The 20,487-nt window shown below is 34.4% G+C and carries 12 protein-coding genes, 1 tRNA gene and 1 other RNA gene; 10 read left to right on the top strand and 4 right to left on the bottom strand.

Annotated elements, in window-relative coordinates; genetic code table 11:
• Window positions 1–138: 138 nt before the first annotated feature.
• Window positions 139–669 (bottom strand): endoglucanase, encoded by a 531-nt coding sequence (locus ACKI2P_RS08610; protein ID WP_407376854.1) that lies wholly within the window; start codon window positions 667–669, stop codon window positions 139–141.
• Window positions 670–828: 159 nt separating this feature from the next.
• Here ACKI2P_RS08610 and frhA point away from each other — a divergent pair, with 159 nt between their 5' ends.
• From frhA to ACKI2P_RS08585, 5 genes are all read left to right on the top strand, one after another.
• The gene (gene frhA / locus ACKI2P_RS08605) at window positions 829–2,043 is read left to right on the top strand and encodes a coenzyme F420 hydrogenase subunit alpha (RefSeq protein WP_407376852.1); all 1,215 of its coding nucleotides are present in this window, start codon (window positions 829–831) and stop codon (window positions 2,041–2,043) included.
• Between the two features lie 19 nt (window positions 2,044–2,062).
• Window positions 2,063–2,632, top strand: a complete 570-nt coding sequence (frhD, locus tag ACKI2P_RS08600) for a coenzyme F420-reducing hydrogenase, FrhD protein (RefSeq protein ID WP_407376850.1) — start codon at window positions 2,063–2,065, stop codon at window positions 2,630–2,632.
• Entirely contained in the window at window positions 2,632–3,486 is an 855-nt protein-coding gene (frhG, locus tag ACKI2P_RS08595; RefSeq protein WP_407376849.1) for a coenzyme F420 hydrogenase subunit gamma, read from the top strand. The genes frhD and frhG overlap by 1 nt, the downstream gene beginning before the upstream one ends.
• A 12-nt stretch (window positions 3,487–3,498) precedes the next feature.
• Window positions 3,499–4,350, top strand: a complete 852-nt coding sequence (gene frhB / locus ACKI2P_RS08590) for a coenzyme F420 hydrogenase subunit beta (RefSeq protein WP_407376856.1) — start codon at window positions 3,499–3,501, stop codon at window positions 4,348–4,350.
• A 185-nt stretch (window positions 4,351–4,535) separates the two neighbouring features.
• The gene (locus tag ACKI2P_RS08585; protein ID WP_407376847.1) at window positions 4,536–5,441 is read left to right on the top strand and encodes a hypothetical protein; all 906 of its coding nucleotides are present in this window, start codon (window positions 4,536–4,538) and stop codon (window positions 5,439–5,441) included.
• Window positions 5,442–5,462: 21 nt separating this feature from the next.
• On the opposite strand, the gene map is transcribed toward ACKI2P_RS08585, so the two are convergent.
• Window positions 5,463–6,380: a type II methionyl aminopeptidase gene (gene map, locus ACKI2P_RS08580; protein WP_407376845.1), complete on the bottom strand. Its 918-nt coding sequence runs from the start codon at window positions 6,378–6,380 to the stop codon at window positions 5,463–5,465.
• A 98-nt stretch (window positions 6,381–6,478) separates the two neighbouring features.
• Here map and ACKI2P_RS08575 point away from each other — a divergent pair, with 98 nt between their 5' ends.
• From ACKI2P_RS08575 to rnpB, 4 genes are all read left to right on the top strand, one after another.
• Complete coding sequence (locus ACKI2P_RS08575) at window positions 6,479–6,886, top strand: hypothetical protein (protein ID WP_407376843.1); 408 nt, start codon at window positions 6,479–6,481, stop codon at window positions 6,884–6,886.
• A gap of 8 nt (window positions 6,887–6,894) precedes the next feature.
• Window positions 6,895–7,425, top strand: a complete 531-nt coding sequence (locus ACKI2P_RS08570) for a hypothetical protein (RefSeq protein WP_407376841.1) — start codon at window positions 6,895–6,897, stop codon at window positions 7,423–7,425.
• A gap of 93 nt (window positions 7,426–7,518) precedes the next feature.
• Window positions 7,519–7,593, top strand: a tRNA-Met gene (locus tag ACKI2P_RS08565).
• 22 nt (window positions 7,594–7,615) lie between these two features.
• Window positions 7,616–7,900: RNase P RNA component (rnpB, locus tag ACKI2P_RS08560), an RNA gene on the top strand.
• An 81-nt stretch (window positions 7,901–7,981) separates the two neighbouring features.
• Here the strand turns inward: rnpB and ACKI2P_RS08555 are convergent.
• Both ACKI2P_RS08555 and ACKI2P_RS08550 read right to left on the bottom strand, forming a co-directional pair.
• Window positions 7,982–8,584 (bottom strand): TetR/AcrR family transcriptional regulator, encoded by a 603-nt coding sequence (locus ACKI2P_RS08555; protein ID WP_407376839.1) that lies wholly within the window; start codon window positions 8,582–8,584, stop codon window positions 7,982–7,984.
• A gap of 29 nt (window positions 8,585–8,613) precedes the next feature.
• A complete protein-coding gene (locus tag ACKI2P_RS08550; RefSeq protein WP_407376837.1) occupies window positions 8,614–9,222 on the bottom strand; it encodes a TetR/AcrR family transcriptional regulator in 609 nt (202 codons plus the stop codon).
• Window positions 9,223–9,638: 416 nt separating this feature from the next.
• Between ACKI2P_RS08550 and ACKI2P_RS08545 the strand changes: the two genes are divergently transcribed.
• Window positions 9,639–20,487: right-handed parallel beta-helix repeat-containing protein (locus tag ACKI2P_RS08545; RefSeq protein WP_407376835.1), on the top strand; the 10,849-nt coding region annotated here is incomplete at its 3' end.

Below are 20,487 nucleotides of genomic sequence, written 5' to 3'. Positions count from 1 at the left end.
CTTCGGATTAGAAGTCCGACGCCCTATCCAGCTAGGCTACGGGCCCCCCACATATACAACAATAATAACTTTGTAAATTTTATTATATATATTTATCTATTTTTCTAAAAAAATAAAAGAAAAAGATAAAGAATAATCTTATCCTCTTCCTACACTACCGGTAGCATCATCAATAGTTATACTATCTACAGCGTTACCGTTTTCATCGTAGATTGTAGCATACCATACTCCGCCAGAGTAGTAAACTCCTCCAGCATAACAACCTGGCTCACCGACTGCACTATTTGCAATACTTTGAGCTTCAGAATATGATAAATGAGTACTTGAACCTGATCCTGAATCACTTGATCCGGAGTCACTGCTACCTCCGTCGTAGCTTGATGATCCTGAATCACTTCCGCCGGAATAACCTCCAGAACCGTCACTATATCCAGTTCCTGCTCCAGCACCAGAATCGCCACCATTGGAACCGCTGGTTGTAGCTACTGAACTCAAATTATGATTTGCATGGGTAGAATTATTACCAAGTCCGTTACCATTAGCATTAGCACCCATACTTGATAAATCAGAGAATATTGGATTATTACTATTAGTCAGTCCATATGCTGCTACGGCAGCTGCAATGCACAATACAATGATTACTGAAATTATAACGTTTGCTTTATCCAATTTTTACCCTCCTATAAAATATATAAATATAATAATATAATTAAGATTTTCATTTCTTATATATATTTCTATAAAAATTTTTGGGGCATTACTTATTAATAATGATTACAATATATAATATATGTTAGTTTCTAATTGCTAATAATTGAGGTGACATATTTGAAAGATAGAGTAGTTATATCTCCTACATCTCGTCAAGAAGGCCACGCGGAATTGGTCATGGAAGTCGATGATGAAGGAATTGTTACAAAAGGTATGTATTTTAGTATAACTCCTGTTAGGGGTTTAGAAAAGATGGTTCTTAGCAAAGCTCCTGAAACAGCTCCTGTTTTATGTCAAAGAATCTGTGGAGTATGTCCAATTCCACACACATTAGCTTCCGCAGAAGCAATGGACATGGCATTAGGAATTGAAATTCCTACAGCTGCAAAATTGTTAAGAAAAGCTACTTTAGCAGCACACAACATTAACAGTGCAGCTATTCACCACTTCTTAATTGCACCTGACGTTACTGATGACAGTAACTTCGTAACCGCAGTTAAAAGCGTAAGTGAAATCAGAAAAACTGTACAATATGTTGTAGATATGGTTGCTGGTGAAGGTATCCACCCTGCTGATATTAGAGTAGGTGGTATGGCTAGAAACATTACTCCATTCACTAAAGAAAGATTAATTGAAAGAATGACTGCACTCAGACCTAAACTCGAAGCACACATTGAATTAATCAAAAATCTCGTTGCTGAAGCAGGTTTCCCTGAAGGATTAGGTGTAGTTAACCAACCATTACTCGCTGTTCACCCAACTTACGGTGTAAACGAGTTTGATATGGACGCATTTTCCGAAGTTTTACCAGAATCCTGGTATGATGATCCTGAAGTTGGTAAAAGAGGTTGTTCTGTAATTCCTTTAATCAACGGTACCAATGTTGAAACTGGTCCTAGAGCTAGAATGGAAAAATTCCAAGGATTTAAAGACAAAGGTGTAGTCGCACAACACGTTGCACGTGCAGACGAAATGTTGAAAAACTACGATGCATGTATGGAAGCATTAGACGCAATTGACCCTGCTGCTCCTGCAAACGTAAGTTACGATAAAAGAGGAACTGGAGAACTTGGATTCGGTATTATTGAAGGTCCTAGAGGAACCAATGCTCACATGGCACAAGTTGTGGAAGGAAAAACCAAATTCTACTCTGCAATTGTACCAACTACTTGGAACATCCCAACAATGGGTCCTGCAACTGAAGGATTCCATCACGAATTTGGTCCACATGTTATCAGAGCATACGATCCATGTTTATCATGTGCTACTCACGTAATGGTAGTTGACGATGAAGATAAATCCATTCTCAAAAATGAAATGGTGAGAATCTAGATAATATTGGAGGAATTTAATGCCTTATGATTCGGATATAATCGTTATTGGATGTGGAAATATCCTTTTTAAAGATGATGGTTTCGGTCCAATTGTTATCAATATTCTACAAAAATACTTTAAAGATAAAAACGATTATTACGATCCAGCAGTTACAGCTTATGTTGAAGATGAGTTTGATAAAGATATTTTAAGTCAGATTAAAGGTAAATTTGAGGATATTTCATTACCTGATGGTGTTCAATTTATTGATGGTGGAACTGCAGCTCCAACAAACTTTTTCCCATTATATGAGGAATATGACTGGAAAAAGTTAATTGTAATTGATGTTGTCGAGTTTAATGCAGAACCGGGGACTGTTGAAACATTTGATCCAACTATTATGAAAATAGGTAAATATGATAATCCTCATGGTATGACTGTAGAGGAACCTCTTCAAAAAATTTCAGAAAAATGTGAAGTTGTTGTAGTGGGCTGTAAGCCGGCTGAGATTCCAACTCCGGATATTGATATGGGTTTAACAGAATCTGTTCAAAAGGCTATTCCTGAAGCTATTGATCTTATTTTAAATGAAATCGGGGTAAAATAATGTTTGATAAATTGAAAAAAGCTTTTGGCGGTTCATCTGAACCAGAAAAACCAAAAGTAGAGGAAAAAGTTGAAGCTGCTCCAGTAAAAGAAACACCAGTTGAAGCTGCACCTGCAGAAGAAACCAAAGCTGCTTCAGCAAAACCACGTATTGGTTACATTCACTTAAGTGGTTGTACTGGTGATGCGATGTCCTTAACCGAAAACTACGACATATTAGATGTTGTTTTAACTGATATGGTTGACATTGTATACGGACAAACTTTAGTAGACAAATGGATTCACGGTACTTTTGCTGAAGAAATGCCAGAAATGGACTTATGTTTAATTGAAGGATCAGTTTGTTTACAAGATGAACACAGTCTTCACGAACTTCAAGAAGCAAGGAAAAAATCTAAATTAATTTGTGCATTCGGTTCCTGTGCTATGACCGGTTGTTTCACCACCTTTGCACGTGGTGGCCAACAAGCTCAACCTAAACATGAATCTTATGTACCAGTTAGCTCTTTAGTTAAAGTAGATTTAGCACTTCCTGGTTGTCCTGTTGCACCTGAAATGATTGCAAACGCTGTTGTTGCATTATGTAATGGTGATTTAGAATACTTACAACCTGCTATTGATAAAGCTGCTTGTAACACTGGATGTGGCTGTGACGTTTTAACTAACATCATCCGTAACGGATTATGTTCTGGTTGTGGAACTTGCGCTCTAGCTTGTCCAACAAGAGCTATGGGCTTTACTGAAGGTAGGCCTAGCTGTGACAGAGACAGATGTGTAAAATGCGGAACTTGTTACGCAATGTGTCCTAGATCATGGTTACCTATTAAAAGAATTAAAGAGGATACAGGATTATAGGGAGGAATGGATATGGTATTAGGTACTTATAAAGAAGCATTATCTGCAAGAGCTACTGATAGCAAAATTACAGATGTATCCCAAGACGGTGGAATTGTTTCAGCATTACTTTGCTACGCAATCGATGAAGGTCTCATCGAAGGTGCAGTTGTAGCTGGAACTCCTGATGACGATTGGAGACCTATTCCTACTGTAGTAACTTCTTCCGATGAAGTTATCGCAGCAGCAGGAACTAAATATTCAATGTCCCCAACTTTATCCGCTATTAAAGAAGCAACCCGTCAATACGGTTTAGAAAAATTAGGTATTGTAGCAACCCCATGTCAAATTCAAGGTTTAAGAAAAGCACAATCTTACCCACTTGCAAGATTTGTCGCAGGAAAAATCAGTTTAATCATCGGTATTTACTGTATGGAAAACTTCCCTATGGCTTCTCTTGAAACCTTCGCTACTTCCAAATTAGGATTTGACAGCTTAAACGATGCTACCAAAATGGACATCGGTAAAGGTAAATTCTGGTTAACCAAAGACGGAGAAGACAACGGTTTAGCTATTAAAGAAACACACGGATATGAACAAGCTGGATGTAACATCTGTATGGATTATGTTGCTGAATGGGCTGACGTATCAACCGGTTCAGTAGGATCCCCTGACGGATGGTCCACTGTTTTAACCAGAACTGATGCTGGTGAATCCGTATTTAAAGCTGCTGTTGATGCAGGTTTAATCGAAACCAAACCTATGGATGAAGTAAAACCTGGTCTTCCTTTACTTGAAAAATTAGCTAAAGGTAAAAAAGACAAAAACGGAAAAGAACGTGAAAGAAGAGCAAAAATGGGATTACCACTTCCTGTGGAATACTAATTCCACTTCTTTCTTTTTTATTTTTTTTAAAGTTAAATTTATAAGCCTTCAAAACAAATATTGTATTATTAATTTTACTTGGGGGCGAAAATATAAGATTCAATAAATTATTAATACTTATTTTACTTTTAATTGCTTTCACATCTGTCGGTGCCGCTTTTGCTGCGGATGGGAATGCAACTGATTTGTCTGAGGTTGTGCAAGACGATGAGGTTGCGGTTTCTGATTCACAAGATGTTATAAAGACAAGTGAAGATGATGCACTGGGCGTTGATTATTCAGATGTGATTACAGATAATTCCAGCTATATAAAAGCTGGCAAAGTCACAAAAAGATATAATAATGCTGTTGAATATTCAGCAACATTTTATGATGAAAACGGAACACCGTTAAAGGATACAATTGTTTTTTGCGGTGTTGATTCCATAATGTATGGTGTAAACGCCACTACAAATTCCAATGGTGTGGCTCTGTTTTTATTGCCTGTAAATAACGGTAATCACGATTTGTATCTTATGAATACTGTTGCTTTGGGCATCACTAAAGATACAATTAAGGTATTTAATGTTTTAACCGGAAATAAGGATTATAACCTTTACTTCAACAGTGGAAAATCTTATACTGTAAGGGTTTTCGGTGATGATGGAAAGCCTGTCGGTGCAAACAAGAAAGTTACCTTCACTGTTAACTTCAAAAAACATGTTGTAAAAACAGATAAAAACGGTTATGCAAAACTTAAAATTAATTTCCAGCCTGGAAGCTATCTGGTAACTGCACAGTACAATGATTACTATGTGGCAAATAAGATAAATGTAAAACCGACTATAATTCCTTTAACTCAATTTGGATCCAAAAAACTGTCAAAAACATTCAAATATAAGGTAAAATTACTTAACAATAAAGGTAAAGTCTTAAAAAATAAAAAAATTAAGATAAAGTTCAACAAAAAAACTTACACTGCAAAGACCAATAAAAAAGGAATCGCAACTTTTACTTTAAAGACACCTTTAAAAACAGGTAAATTCAATATAGTTTCCACATACGGTAAAGCAAAAGCTACTGCTCAATTATACAGATATTATATGAGATAAGGAGTTTTCTCCTTATTCTTTTTAAATTGTGGTTACTGTACAACCTTCTTTTTCTATTATTACTGTATGCTCCTTTTGACTTACAAAACAGCCCTGTTTTTCACGCAGAGGTGCATACGGATAGACTGCCATTGCATCTGACAGTTGCTTAAGGGCAATTCCACCTTTTCTCTCACCAAACTCGTCTGTAATCCATCTGCCTGAAAACGGCACATATCTGTGATTGTTTTGAATGTATTTCAGAACTTTCTGTGTACTTCTCATTCTGAAAGGCTTGTTGGCAAGATATGAGAATATGTAGTGGCCCGGTGCATCATTTACTATTCCTTCACCGTTGGTTGCAAAAGGTTCGATTGCTATGGCCTGGCCTTCATCCAAAACATAGTTGTCATTATTGTTGTAGTTTGGAATGGATATTCCTGCATGGAGGTTGTTCTGCTCCAAACTGTGGCCGGTTAAATTAAAAATCGGATTAAGATTATACTCTGATATTGCTTCATGAACGGCCGCTCCAATTTTAGAAACTTCAATTCCTGCCCTTGCGGTTGCGATTGCAGCTTCAAGACCTGCTGCTGAGGCTTCCACGATTTCTTCATGCAGGTTTATTTCATCCTGAGTGTAGTTTTCATCAATGTTTCCTCCGGCGATAACGGTTATTGCAGAATCGGCAATGTATCCGTCTATCATCGCACCCAAATCCAGTTTGACCATGTCTCCTGCTTTAAATTTGGTCTGGTCGCCAGCAGGGGAGGTGTAGTGTGCGGCAATTTCATTTATTGAAACATTGCAGGGAAATGCAATTTCGGCCCCTGCTTTTAAAATTTCACTTTCTACATAATTTACAACATCTATAACCAAAGCTCCATCCGTAATCATTTTTGAAGCTTCACTGCGAATATCGGAAACTATTTTTCCGGATTTTATGTATGATTCCATCATAAATTTTAACCTTCTGTAATAAATAATTAAATATTTAATTGATAAAGTTTATATAATATTTTATTGTATTATATTTTATATAAATTGGAGGTTATCAAATGGATGTCCCTACAATTCCTGACCAAATGTTTTTACTAATTGTTTTGGTCATTGTTGCAATTGTATTGATTATAATTGTTTTCCAATGGAGAAGAGTCGCACAATCAAAAAATTCAATTTTAATGCTTGAAAAAGAAATTGAACTTAAGAAAATGTCCATGGTGGAAAAAGACATTGAATCTAAAAGATTAATGGATAATCCAATTCCATTACCACAAGAGCAACAAGACAGTCTTTCAGCTATTAGGCAATCAACTACTGAAGTGAGAAGCAATGTAGGTTATCTTCACTCAGAAATCAATGAAAGGTTAGCAAGGCTTGAAGCTGAAACTGAACTGAAAAAATTAGAAAAAATGCTTAAAGAAATTGAAGCAAAAGAAGATAAACTTAAAAAAATGAATAAATAGGTGGTAAGATGGACGCAATGGAAGTAGTTGCTATTTTAATATTGATTGTAGCAATAGTTGTTTTGGTTTACTATTATTTATTAAACAGTCCGGCCACTATGGATAAATTACGTGGCTATGTGCCTACAACTGCTGATGCTCACATGAATGAGATACTGGGAAGATCTGGCGGAAATACAGAATATGATTTAACCAAAGAAGATCATCCTGCAGTTGATGGGGAATCTGAATCAGTAGGCAAAAGGATTAAAGTCAAGTTAAGCGACATTGATGTATCCGGCCTTAAATCAGATACATTTTCTAAAAAAATCGATGCTTTTTTAGATGAAAAAAGTGATCAGTTAATCAAGGATTGGTCATTAGCCACTACAAATGATTTGGAAGAGCTTCAAACTAAATTCGGTGAAACCACTGCCAATGTGGATAAGTTGGATAAAAGTTTCAATGAATTTAAGAAATCTTCTGAAGAGTTCCAAAAGGCTACTGAAGAAAAATTAAATGATTTGGATAAAAGAATCGAATCATTAGAAAATAATTAATTTTATTTTCTTTGATTTTTCTTATTTATAGTAAACTTTATATATCATTTAAATTATATATTATAAATAGTTGTAATACTATTTTTATCTTATAGCAGGGTGGGGTAGTCTGGTGATCCCGCGGGGCTCATAACCCCGAGATCCCTAGTTCAAATCTAGGCCCTGCTACTTTTAATTAATATTTTTCATGGCAAGTTAAAGACAGCTGCTGGTTTTTTATTAAACTAAGGAAACTCCGCCCATCACACAGAAACTACGGCGTTGAAAAACGTATACTGAGAAGTATGACTCTGGAGCAGAAACGACACGGCTTTTAATGGTAGACGATGATATTTAATTGAGGACATTAAAAGAAGCGGTGAAACGGCCATTCCGTAGGATGCAAGAGCAAAGGTGCCTATGACAACCTGTATGAGGCAAGGTAGCACGCTAAGATGAATGCTGTTAAACAGAAGGTGGGTTACTCTTAACAGGCCATGAGATATTAATTAATGAATTTATGCTTTCTAATTTTTTCACTATATTAGCATAAGATCTTAAAGATTAAAAATAGTTTTTATTGGCATTTTATGGCCTGCCAGGTCATTTCAAAGTTTTTCTCAAAAATTAAACCAATATCATCCTTTGGGAAATTTAACCAATAATATTGAGTTCCCATATACATGATATACAATGATTCTACAATGTTTTCAGTTGAAAAGCCTTGAGAGATTTCATTTTGCCTTTTGCCATCTTCGACAAGGTCTGTTAAAAACATTCTAACATCATTTCCTGTTTGCGAAATTATACTGTTAACGTCATCATTTGCATAGCCAATTGAGGTTAAAAGAAGTATTACACTGGCATAATTGATTTTTTCATTGATGCTTTTAATTTCCACACCTTTTATGTAGTGATGTAAAATATAACATAATGTGTTATGGATTCTGTCTTTTGATGAACCTTCAAGGGTGATTTTATCAAAATCGATTTTAATATACTCCACCATATACTTTTGCAGAATTGCTTCAAATATGTCGTTTTTATCTGAAAAATGATAATATATGCCACCTGTTGTCAGTCCGGTACAATTTCGAATTTCACTAATTGAAATATCAACTGAGCCTTTCTCCAATATTAATTTTAGTGTTTTTTCTACAATCAGGTCTTTAGTGTTCATCTTACCACTCGTGTTTTTAAGTTAATTAATTATTCTCGGAATCTTATCTTTTCCCATTCCAAATTAAAATTATCTTCAAAGTCTGAAGTCATGTCATCAATTAAAAATACTTCCCATTTATATTGAATTCCCATGTACATGATAATTAATGACTCTACAATGTCGTCTGTTGAGTAGTCTTGTCTAATTTCTCTGTTTTTTTGACCTTCCTCAATAATATCTGTGAGAAATTCTCTCAAATCTTTTAGAATACTGTGGGTTAACTCCATATAATTTTCATAAGCAAATCCGTTCCCGGTTAAAACCAGCAATACTGATCTGTAGTCTATTTCATCTTCAAACGATTCAATCATGATTCCGGTTTCTTTCTGCTTACAAATTTCAGCCATGACATCGTGGATTTTCTCTTTTGCATTTCCCTCTATCTTTCTGAGTTTGTCTATATTGAATCTGTAATAATTCATATAATATTTTTCAATAATTTCATCATATATTTCTTCTTTATTTGAAAAATAGTGGTATATTCCACCGATAGCAATTCCACTGGAGGTACTGATTTCTCTAATTGAAACGATGGAGTTTTGTTTTTCAATCATTAATTTTAAAGTATTTTCTAAAATTAATTGTTTTGTATTCATACATTTAACTATTTTATATTTTATAGTTATTAAATCATATGGAGAACGAATGTTCTGTTTGTGAGTAAAATTGATTTTAAGAACGAATGTTCTGTTAAATCTGAAAATAATTATTAACTTTACAGTTTTTGCTCATTAAACAACAATAAACTTTATAAAACCATGAATTGATAAATATTTAATGAGGAAAATATTGGACATCTACGATTAATATTTTCTTAAAATTTTTGTATTGGATGGGGGATTAATAAGAAGGAAACTTAAAAAGCCACGGGATTTGTAATGGTGGTAACTGCTTGTCTCTTGCAGTTGTATTTATTGTAAGATTGTGGCTTAATCAGGTAATGAGAGTTCATATCTCATTTCCTTTTTTAATAATTCTTCATTAATTTCTCATTCAATGGGGGTATTTAAAAATGAATACGAAAACGATTGGGGTATTGCTGATACTACTTGTAATGTTTATAAGTATCGGAGCAATTTCAGCGGCCGATACTAATGAAACATTGATGGAGGAAGTCAGTGATACAGAAATAGCAACGACATCTGTTGTTGTTGATGAGGACAACGCCATTTCGCTGGAGAGTGAAAGTGGTGGAGATGTTGAAATTAATGTAACTGACAGTCGAGATGAAATATCAACTAATGAGGTGAAGGTAACTTCCAAATCAACTGAGGTGCTTTCCGCTTCAAACGATGATGTGCTTAAATCCTCTAGACCGTTTCATTTTAACGGCAATACATATGAACATTTAGATGATACTATTGCTGCCGCTATTGAGGCGGGTGGAGGAACAATATATGTTGAAGATGGTACATACTACACTGATCCTGAGGATGATTGTAATTTTGAGATTAGTGGAGGTAAATCTATAACAATAACAGCATATAATCCTGGAGGAGTTACTTTCGAATCCGATGACAATGATTATTTGTTTATTATAACTGGTGTAGATACACATATTGTATTCAATTACATAAACTTCAAAAAGGGATCAGCAATAGACGGTGGTGCCTTTGAAGTGAGAGATAGCGGACAATTGACATTGAACAACTGTATCCTGACCGAAAATAGAGCAAGTGATTATGGTGGAGCTGTATCTGTGAAGGATCGTGGTTCATTTATAGCTCACAATTGTCATTTCACAAATAATTGGGCGGAAGATGATGGTGGAGCCGTCGCTTCTGAGGAAGATGGTAGTGTTACACTTGAGAATTGTTATTTCGAGGGCAATACAATAGGTAAGGATAAAATTGAAAACGATTTTGGATATGAAGATGGCGCAGGTAAACCTGGAACTTGGAGTATTACTAATTGTCTATTTAAAGGACATGGTTCCCTTGAAATTGAGGTAGACGCTCCTTCTAAATCAGTGGAAATAACTCCTAACGTTGATGATGATGTAAATTTAGTGGTTTTATATAAAGATGGTTCTTATTGTACTGAAAAACCTTGGGCTAGTTTCCATTCTGTAGAATTCACTGATCTTGAAAAAGGAACATATACAGTTTACATGATGAAAGATGATGAAAGAAGATACGAGTATCCTAATACTTCTTTTACTATTATAGAACCTTATTTTGTTTTAGACGATAAGGACGTATTTGAATATTTAAGTGACGCTGTAAATGCTATTCCTAATGGTGGAAGCGGAGTAATTACTGTTGAAGGTGGAACTTACACAGATTATCGTAATTTTAACGTGCAGATTAGAAATAAAGTAGTAACAATTAGGCCTAAAATTATTTCTGAATATGAGGATACTGTCACTTTTGAAGGTAATTCTCAAACTTATCTGTTGGATGTAGGTTCTAACGCCCAACTTATCTTGGAAGATATAATTATAACAGGTAAATTTTTAAATGCTGCATTAATATTCACTAGCAATTTGGAGTCTTCCATTACAGATTGTGAATTTAATAATATTAAAAATTCTCAAAATCAACCGGGAAATCCAATTAATGCTCGTAATTCAAAATTGGAAATTAATGGTACAACTTTTGATTTAAATGGTCAAATTATCTTAGAAAACACTGTTGCAGTTATTGATGATTGTATTTTCTCCAACAATACAGGTAATCAGGGTGGTGCAATTAATGCAAATCCTTCTTCAGATTTAACTGTTACCAGCTCACATTTTATCCGTAATGATGCTGATGATAAAGGTGGAGCAATATATGCTACCAATCTTAAAATGGAGGATACTGAGTTTTTACTAAACACTGCTGAAATTGGAGGAGCTGTTTATATAACTGATTACACTGACAGCCTCATTAATATTACCTACTGTGTTTTTGATACAAATGTTGCAACCACTTCTAGAAACATTCACTCTGAATCACTCACAAGGAAATTTGATTTGCAGTTCAATGAATATGATGTGGATTTAAAAATAATTAAAAAAGATGCTTCATATGGTCAGGATTATATTCTTGATGGTGTTTTTGACTGGGGTTCAAATTTAAATAATACTGTTACTCTTTTATCAGGAATTATGGATGAGGATAATATTTTCGGAGAAGTGGTTACTGTTGAAGATAACAAATTTAATATAAATCTCGGAGTGCTGACCGGTGGAACACATGAATTGACCATGGCCGGAATGTATACTCAGGAAGACAGTGCTGACCATTTCTATACTCATGATTATTATTCTGATTTAAATGGAAACGAATTCTATTTATTAAATCCGGCTTATCAAAAAATAGTGATTGACAAAGCTGTAATATTATTGAATCTTGAGGTAAAAGATGTATTTATACCTGAAATACCTGTTTTAAATGTTTATGCTAACTGGGATAATAATTATACAATTTTCATTGGAAATAAAAATTATAAGCTTGAAGTTGTAAACGGTAAAGGTAGCATGCAGCTGACTGGCCTTGATTTAGGTAATTATTCAGTTGTTGCTATGCGTGATGCTGATGAAAACTTTAATCTTGCTATGAATTTCACTACTTTTTCCGTAAGTAAAATCTACAGCAACTTCCTCGTTGCAAGTACAAATGTGGAATACGCTACTTTGGCGGAAGCTGTGGCCAATTCCGATAACGAAGATTCAATATTTGTTAAAAGCGGCACATATAAAGAAACAAAAGTTGTAATAACCAATAAGACTTTAGATATTATTGCAGTGGATGATGTTATTTTTGATGCTCAAGATGGAGATGCAAATTTCATAATTATCAATGAAAATTCTGAAGTCTACATTTATGGTATAGCATTCAGAGGAATTCACAACAGAAATACAAATTATGGAGCTATAGTCAATCACGGGGCTCTTTCAGTAACTTCATGTAATTTTACAGACAATAAGATTACAAAGACATCATTTGCTAAAAATGGTGGAGCAGCTATATTCAGTGATGGTGAGTCACTGGAAATTGACAACTGTAATTTCATAAACAATGTCGCTCCTTTAAAAGTAAGTACTGCAGCAGTCACATCCCTGGGTTATGAGGATATTTCAATCACAGATTCCAAATTCATAAACAACACTGCACGTGAAGGAGGAGCAGTTCACTTTGAAAACATAGCTCAATTTGAACCAGCAATCATTTCATGTGAGTTTGAACAGAATACTGCAGTTAAAGGATCTGCAATATATGTTGGAAACAATTCCAGATATGCATCTGTAAGCCTATCCAATTTCGCGAAAAACAACATCAAAAATAGTTTAGGAGAAAAAACCCAACTTGAAGGTGGAGTAATATATGTCAATGCCAACACTACTGATGTAACTGTGGATATTTCATTATCCAATTTTGAACAAAACTCCAACAGTGATGTAGACGGCGGAGCCATATGTCTTGATGGAAGTTCAGATGCTTACATTAGCAGCTGTGTCTTCAATAACAATAGTGGTAAGTTGGGTTCTGCAATTTTAATCAAAAACCCTTATGATAAAAAGCTCACATTATTGGTAGACAGCAGTCTCTTTACTGATAATCATGCAACAACTGGAGCTGTTGCAACCTCTCCTAGAGTTACAGCACTCTTTGATGAATGTATTTTTGCAAATAACACTGGAGAAAACCGTAATATTTACAGCAATGGATTTACAGTAGCTCATGATACTGTTTTTGACGTTAACAATGCTAAATTAAGTGCGTTATCTGTTGCATATGGTAATGAGTCAATAATAAAAGGTACAGTAGACGTCGGTGCAAATATCTACTCAGCAGCAAATTTAACAGTTGCTGGTGAAAATGTCATTGTAGAAGTTGAAAACAATAAATTCACTTATAATGCAGGTGTATTGAATCCGGGTAAATATACTGCTGTTTTAAACAATATTGTAGATATGAACAATAATACCTACGTAATGGACAGCATATCCGTAAATTTCAAAGTTAACCGTGTAGGTATTGAATTTAATGTTTCTGTTGAAAATATTACCTATGGTGAAACCCTGAAAGTTGTTGAAACACTTCCTTCTACCGCTGCAGGTACTATAAGTTACCAATTTAATGGAAAATATTACACAAAAGATGAACTCGAATCATTGAAATTAGATGCAGGAAAATATGTCCTTATAGCTAGTTATAATCATGAAGATTTCGCACCTTCATCTTCCGTAATTAATTTTGAAGTATATAAAGCAAATCCAACAATATCTGTAAGGGATGTGGAAGTAGAAGATAATGGTACCGTAATTGTAAACATTGAAACAAATGTACCATCAATTTACACAATAGAAATTGGAGATTACAAAACTGATAAATTTATCAACGGTAGCAGAGCTGTTGTAATAGATAAAATATTTGAACCTGGCACCTACACAATCAAAGTAACTTCACAGGAACGTGTAAACTACATATCAAATTCCACTGAGGCCACTTTGAAAGTCACTAAAACTCTTGGAGCATTCGCATTAAGTGCCTCTAATAAAGTCACATCTCCAAATAAGGCTATCATTGGGGTTTCAGCTCCGGAAAATTCAGTAGGAAATATCACATACACAATTACAGATTCAAATAAAAATGTTGTTAAAACACTAACCCAATCCTGCAGGGACGATTTAATCGTTTCAGGTTTGGATGCTGGAGACTATGAAATCAATGCAGTATTTGAAGGTGATGATTTATACTATTCAACCAGTAATATCAAAATGGCCCCATTATCCATTATGAGGGCTGCAAATAATGAAGATATTCGCACTTCTGGTGAAGATGACTACTTTGATGATGAATATTATAACTATCCATTCATATACCAGGAAGATGAAGATTCAGATTATGAATATTATGAAACCCTGGAAGAAGCAATAGATGCAGCTTCACTAATGGGAGGAATCATTACAGTTAGAGGCGGTACCTATTATTGGGAAGATGGAAACGCTGGTATTGATATTGAAGGAGAATTAGAAATAACAATCAGAGCATTTGAAGGCGAAGAGGTTATTTTTGACTGTCAACATGAAAGTGACTTCCTGTATTTATCATATGATACTGAAGTTGAGATAATTGAGACAGTTCCACCTATTCCTATCGTATATACTACAGAAGGCCCTACAATTACTCTTGAAAACCTTACCGTAATCAACGGATATGCCGTCAGTGATGGTGCAGTTATCGAAATGGATGCTGGTATTTTAACATTGATGAACTGTAATTTCTACAATAACGATGCTGAATATGGTGGAGTAATATATATCGGTTCACTTTCTTCAGATCAGGATGCAGATGTCATTGCAGTTAACTGTACATTTATAAACAATACCGCAAGATCTGAAGGTGGAGCAATCTACATTTCAGAAGGTCTTGAACAGTTCGTATCCGCATCATTTTATGGATGTACATTTTTAGATAACTACCAGGGCGAAGATGATGAGAGAACTATGAATTACTTTGCTGGTGATGCTGCTGATGAGATAGTTAAGAAAGCTTGTATATTTAACGGCAAAGGCACTGCAAACACTATAATAGATAAGATTAACCAGACAGTTACTGTTATAGGTACATCTGAGGATACTTTTGATTCAATCGTTTTAATGTACTTCGATTATGTACCATTATACTCAATTTACAATAACGGTTCCCAGAGTTTCAATGTCACTTTTGAGGACGTAATGGGCGGAAACTACACTGTAGGTGTAATGAATGACCATGACCTCAATACATATATCTTTAAAAATACAGCATTTGAAATGAAAGTGCCAAACTTCATCATATCCGAAGATGAGGTATATGAAAACTTAACAGATGCTATTAATGCTGTTGAGGAAAATGGTATTATTTATGCAAATTTAAATTATCATATTGATGAGCATATGGAAATTGTGTTCAACAAATCCTTCACCCTTAAAAATTTCAGAGACCGTATGGTTGTTTTCGATGGAAACAGCACAAACTGGTTCTTTACAGTACCTGAAGGATATAATGTTGTAATTGAAAACATTGAGTTTGTTGATGGAGGCATAAAAGATCATGCATCAATTGAAAATTACGGCAGTTTAACACTTAAAAACTGTACATTCACCGCTTTTGAAACAGAATCAATCATATACAATTCAGGTTCCTTAAATATAACAGACGGCGTATTTTCACTAAATTCCATTAATAATGCTATTGTTTTAAATGATGGAGAATTATTCATCAATGGAGTTGAATTCTCAAGCAATGTCATAAATACAAATTCTGTTGTGTACAACAATGGAAATGCAGTAATTGTCGCTTCCAATTTCACAGAAAACATCAATAATGGAAATGGTGGTGTAATATATAACAAAAATAAATTATCTATTGATGGCACTGTTTTCAATGAAAATGAAGGTAAAGACGGTGGAGTCGTTTATAATGAAGGAACATTAGAAGTCTTAAACTCTGATTTTGAAGATAACACTGCAAACGGATATGGTGGTGCAATTTTCAATGACGGTGAAGCAAACATAGACAATTCATCATTTAGTGGAGGTTTCAGTGCAAAAGATGGTGCTGCCCTTTACAATAATAATATAATGGTTGTGAATAATTCCACATTAGTCGCAAATACCGCAACAGGCAATGGTGGGGCAATCTACAACAACAAAACATTGAAACTTACAGATTCCTTCTTTGGAATTAACTTCGCTTATGAGCTTGCAAACATTTACAATGCAGGTGATATTCAAGAATTCACTGGAAACACATTTGATTTCTATGATGTGATATTATACGTACCGGATGGAGAATACGGCATTCCTACAACAATTACAGGTACACTTGATCCTCAATTCAACAAGGATATTCAATTAATATTACCTGGATTTGTTAACTATCAAGATGCTACAGTTACTGTTACAGACGGAATATTTGAATATAATACAGGCATTTTACCAAAAGGCGCTTATGACGTTATATTGAATGAAATCATTTATGACACAAACGGCAACGTTTATTATGGTGAAGCAATAACCGACAGACTTGTTGTAAATAAGGCGAAAGTCTACATCAATCTGACTGTAGATGACATTATCCTTAAGAATGCAGATAAAGCTACTCCAGTTTTAAAAGTCAACGCAAGTAAAAACGGAACATTCCAGCTTCTCTTCAATAATAAGTTAACAACTTTCACTATTGCTGGCACTCAAGCTGAAATAGAATTGGACAGTGTTGGAGAAGGAAACTACAGCGTAATGGTTGTCCGTGAAGGTGATGAAAACTATGATGATGCAGCAAGCACAACTACATTCACTGTAAGCGAATATTTAGGTAATTTCATTGTCAACAGTACTGGTGGAAAATTCGATACATTGGCTGAAGCTGTCGAAAATTCTACAGCTGAAGACATTATTTATGTAATGGAAGGAAATTACAGCGGTGAAGGTAATGCCGGAGTGACTGTTTTAGGTAAAAAACTAAGCATAATTCCAATAGGCGTTGTTGTATTTGATGGAAACTCAACCACTTCAAAATTTTTGATTGTTGAAGAAGACTCTGATGTTACCATTAATGATATCATATTCACTGGATTTAATGGCTGGCAAATTCTTGAAAACAGCGGCAACTTGACTGTTGATGGATGTACTTTTGTCAATAACACTTTATATGGAATAATGATACTCTGTGATGGTGAAAATTTAAACATTGTTGGATCCGAATTTTATGACAATATTGTAGGATCTGGCATCATCGTAAGTCAATCTAAACTTATCATCATTAATGAATCATCATTTGAAAACAATATAGTCAGGGATCATTCCACCTCCCTTATTCATATAATGCAAACAAATTCAGTAAAAATTATATCAAATGAATTTGTTGAAAATGCAGTAAACCCGAGAATTGCTATCCTTGAGGTTACAAATTCTGAAGATGTTCTCATTGATTCCACATTTGTCAACAACACTCAAGGTAAAAATGTTATTCGTGCAATAGATAATTCTAACATAAATATTGAAAATTCTATATTTACCGGCAATAACATGAGCTACATAATTAACTTAAATGATAATAATCAAATTATCAGAGAATGTATATTCACAGATAATACTGCTATAAATGTTGTTTATAGTGACGACGATAAACTATATGTTATTGGATCCACATTTTCTGCTAACACACTTTCAGGCAATGGTACATTATACCTTATAACAAAAGATGTTACCCTCGATGACTGTTTGTTTGCAGAGAACAAGGCAGACAACTATAGAAACATCTATAGTGAATTCTATAGTGAATTCTATACTAAAATCAGCAATACAACATTTGATGCTATAAACGTTGATTATAATGTTAGTGACATTGACTATGGACATACTGCGAAAATTAATGGTACTATTGACATAGGTACAAACTTCGACTTCAATGTCAATATAAACATTAACAACAATGTCATTTCAGTCTACGCAGTTGACAATAAATTCGCCTGCAGTTTAAGAGATTTAACAGGTGGAGACTATGATGTGGTATTAAATGCACAAAACAGAGATTCAAACACATTTGTATTTAATCAAATAACCAAAACATTCACTGTTAATCGTATAGATCCTGAATTGAAAGTTACAATATCAAATATTACTCAGGGTGAAAAATTAGATATCAATGTGGAGCTCATCAATAATGCTACCGATAAGATTCTCTATCAATTGAATGGAATTTGGTATAGTGAAGCTCAACTGGAAAATATCACATTGGATCATGGTAATTATTTAGTTGCAGTAGCATATAGTGGAAATAAAAACTATCTGCCGGCTACTAAACTGGTTAATGTTGAAGTTGACAAAATCACTCCAAAAATAACTGTAAGTGATGTTGAAGTTGACTATGGTGAAGATATTAAAATTGATGTATCTGCTGATATTGCGGATTATTATACTGTATTTATAGACAATGGTTACAATGAATCAGTTTCATTATACGTTGATAATAATGCAATATTTACATTCTCAAGTGCAAACTTCAAACCTGGTAGATATGAAATCAAAGTTTATAAATTTGAAACTGATGATTATAATGAAGCATTTGCCTATGCTAATTTAACAGTTAATAAAGCTAAAGGATTCTTCAATTTATCAAAAGATTTAATTACAGAGGGTGAAAATGCAACCATTAATGTGACAGTTCCGGTCAATGCATATGGAAACATTACATACAAGGTATATGACAGCAATATGGATGTGATTTACACTATCACACAATCATGTCTGGAAAATCTTACTGTTCCTAATTTGGCTGCCGGACAATATATTGTCACAGGTACTTATGAAGGCGATGATTACTACACTGCTGACTCAAGAGTCAATTCTAGCTTCATCTTCGTCAGAGGAATTGTAGATGTAAACATTACTGTATCCAATACAACTTATGGAGACGATGTCACTGTTACTATTAACAGTAAGGTTGATGGCGACTATATTGTTCATGTGGGAACTGAACAGATGGTGGTCACTGTTATAAATGGTACTGGAAATGTGTCTGTTCCTAATTTAACTGTTGGAAGTTATGCCGCTAATGTTACTATTGTTGATGGTAAATATTCAGCATTTAATGAAACAGTATTTAACGTGACTCCTAAATCCGTTTCAGTTATTGTTTCTGTTGAAGATATTTTCTATGATGAGGATGCTGTTGTTTTCGTTTATGGTGAAATTGACGGCGAATACATTGTAAGTGTATATGATCAGAATTACACTGTAAATGTTGTTGATGGTACCGGAAATATTACCCTTTATGATTTGGATCTTGATAAAGATATTTTAGTTTCTGTAACAATTGTTGATGGTAACTACACTGCATATAATACCACAACATTTAACGTAAATAAATTTAGCACTCCAATTGGATTGGATGTCGCAACTGGAGAAAACAATGTGACAATGACTGTCACTGTTAATGATGCAGCAACTGGTCTTGTCAAGTTCCAAGTAACTGGTGAAGAGGAATACACTCTCTATGTCGATGTAATTGATGGTAAAGCAGTTCTTGAAGATATTCTTGAAACTGGTGATTATACAGTAATCGCAACCTATATGGGTGATTACAGATTTAATACTAACATCACTTATGAGGATTTCACTATCAGAGGTCACATTAAGAAGGATACCCCTATTTCTGCTAGCGCTGAAGTGGTTGGATACAGAGTTACATTGACTGTGAATGTTGATGAAAACGCTACTGGATTTGTAAGGTTAGCTGTTGGTGGTACTGTCGCTAATATCGAAGTGGTTGATGGTGTCGCAAAATTAACAACTAATTTGCTTCCAAATAGTTACTTTGTTGATGTTACTTATCTTGGTGATGATGACTTCAATATGAACACTACTAGTGTGACATTTACTGTAACAGAAATTTCCAAGGAAAATACCACTATTGATCTTAACATTATTGCTGGTGAAGATACTGCTTTAATTATAGTTGATTTGAATAAATCTGCAACTGGTTTGGTTAAATTCTATATGTTAGGTAAGGAAACCGGTGAAGAGTATACTATGTATATGGATGTTATTGATGGTCATGTTGAAACATTTACTAACAGCATTGCACCTGGAAACTACACTGTAGTTGCTACATACATGGGTGATTCAGTATTCAATACCAATACTACATCCAAAGATGTTGAAATCATTGGACACGTAATGAAGGATACTCCAATTGATGTAACAGTTGAAACTAATGCAAACAGAGTTATATTGAATGTTAAAGTTGATGAAAATGCTACTGGATTTGTTGAAGTCAAATCTGGCGATAGTGTATCTAATATTGCATTGGAAAATGGTGAAGGTACATTAGCAATTACATTGCCTTATGGAAGCTACACTTTAGATGTAACTTACCTTGGTGATG

Source organism: Methanobrevibacter sp., from assembly GCF_045541095.1.
GTDB lineage: Archaea > Methanobacteriota > Methanobacteria > Methanobacteriales > Methanobacteriaceae > Methanocatella.
Note: the sequence above shows the minus strand (reverse complement) of the source record. Positions and strands in the feature narration are given on the sequence as shown.

Coding starts and splice junctions, on each gene's coding strand:
- frhD (WP_407376850.1), top strand. CDS start 2,063: ATGCCTTATGATTCGGATATAATCGTTATTGGATGTGGAAATATCCTT.
- ACKI2P_RS08570 (WP_407376841.1), top strand. CDS start 6,895: ATGGACGCAATGGAAGTAGTTGCTATTTTAATATTGATTGTAGCAATA.
- frhB (WP_407376856.1), top strand. CDS start 3,499: ATGGTATTAGGTACTTATAAAGAAGCATTATCTGCAAGAGCTACTGAT.
- map (WP_407376845.1), bottom strand. CDS start 6,380: ATGATGGAATCATACATAAAATCCGGAAAAATAGTTTCCGATATTCGC.
- ACKI2P_RS08555 (WP_407376839.1), bottom strand. CDS start 8,584: ATGAACACTAAAGACCTGATTGTAGAAAAAACACTAAAATTAATATTG.
- ACKI2P_RS08575 (WP_407376843.1), top strand. CDS start 6,479: ATGGATGTCCCTACAATTCCTGACCAAATGTTTTTACTAATTGTTTTG.
- ACKI2P_RS08550 (WP_407376837.1), bottom strand. CDS start 9,222: ATGAATACAAAACAATTAATTTTAGAAAATACTTTAAAATTAATGATT.
- frhG (WP_407376849.1), top strand. CDS start 2,632: ATGTTTGATAAATTGAAAAAAGCTTTTGGCGGTTCATCTGAACCAGAA.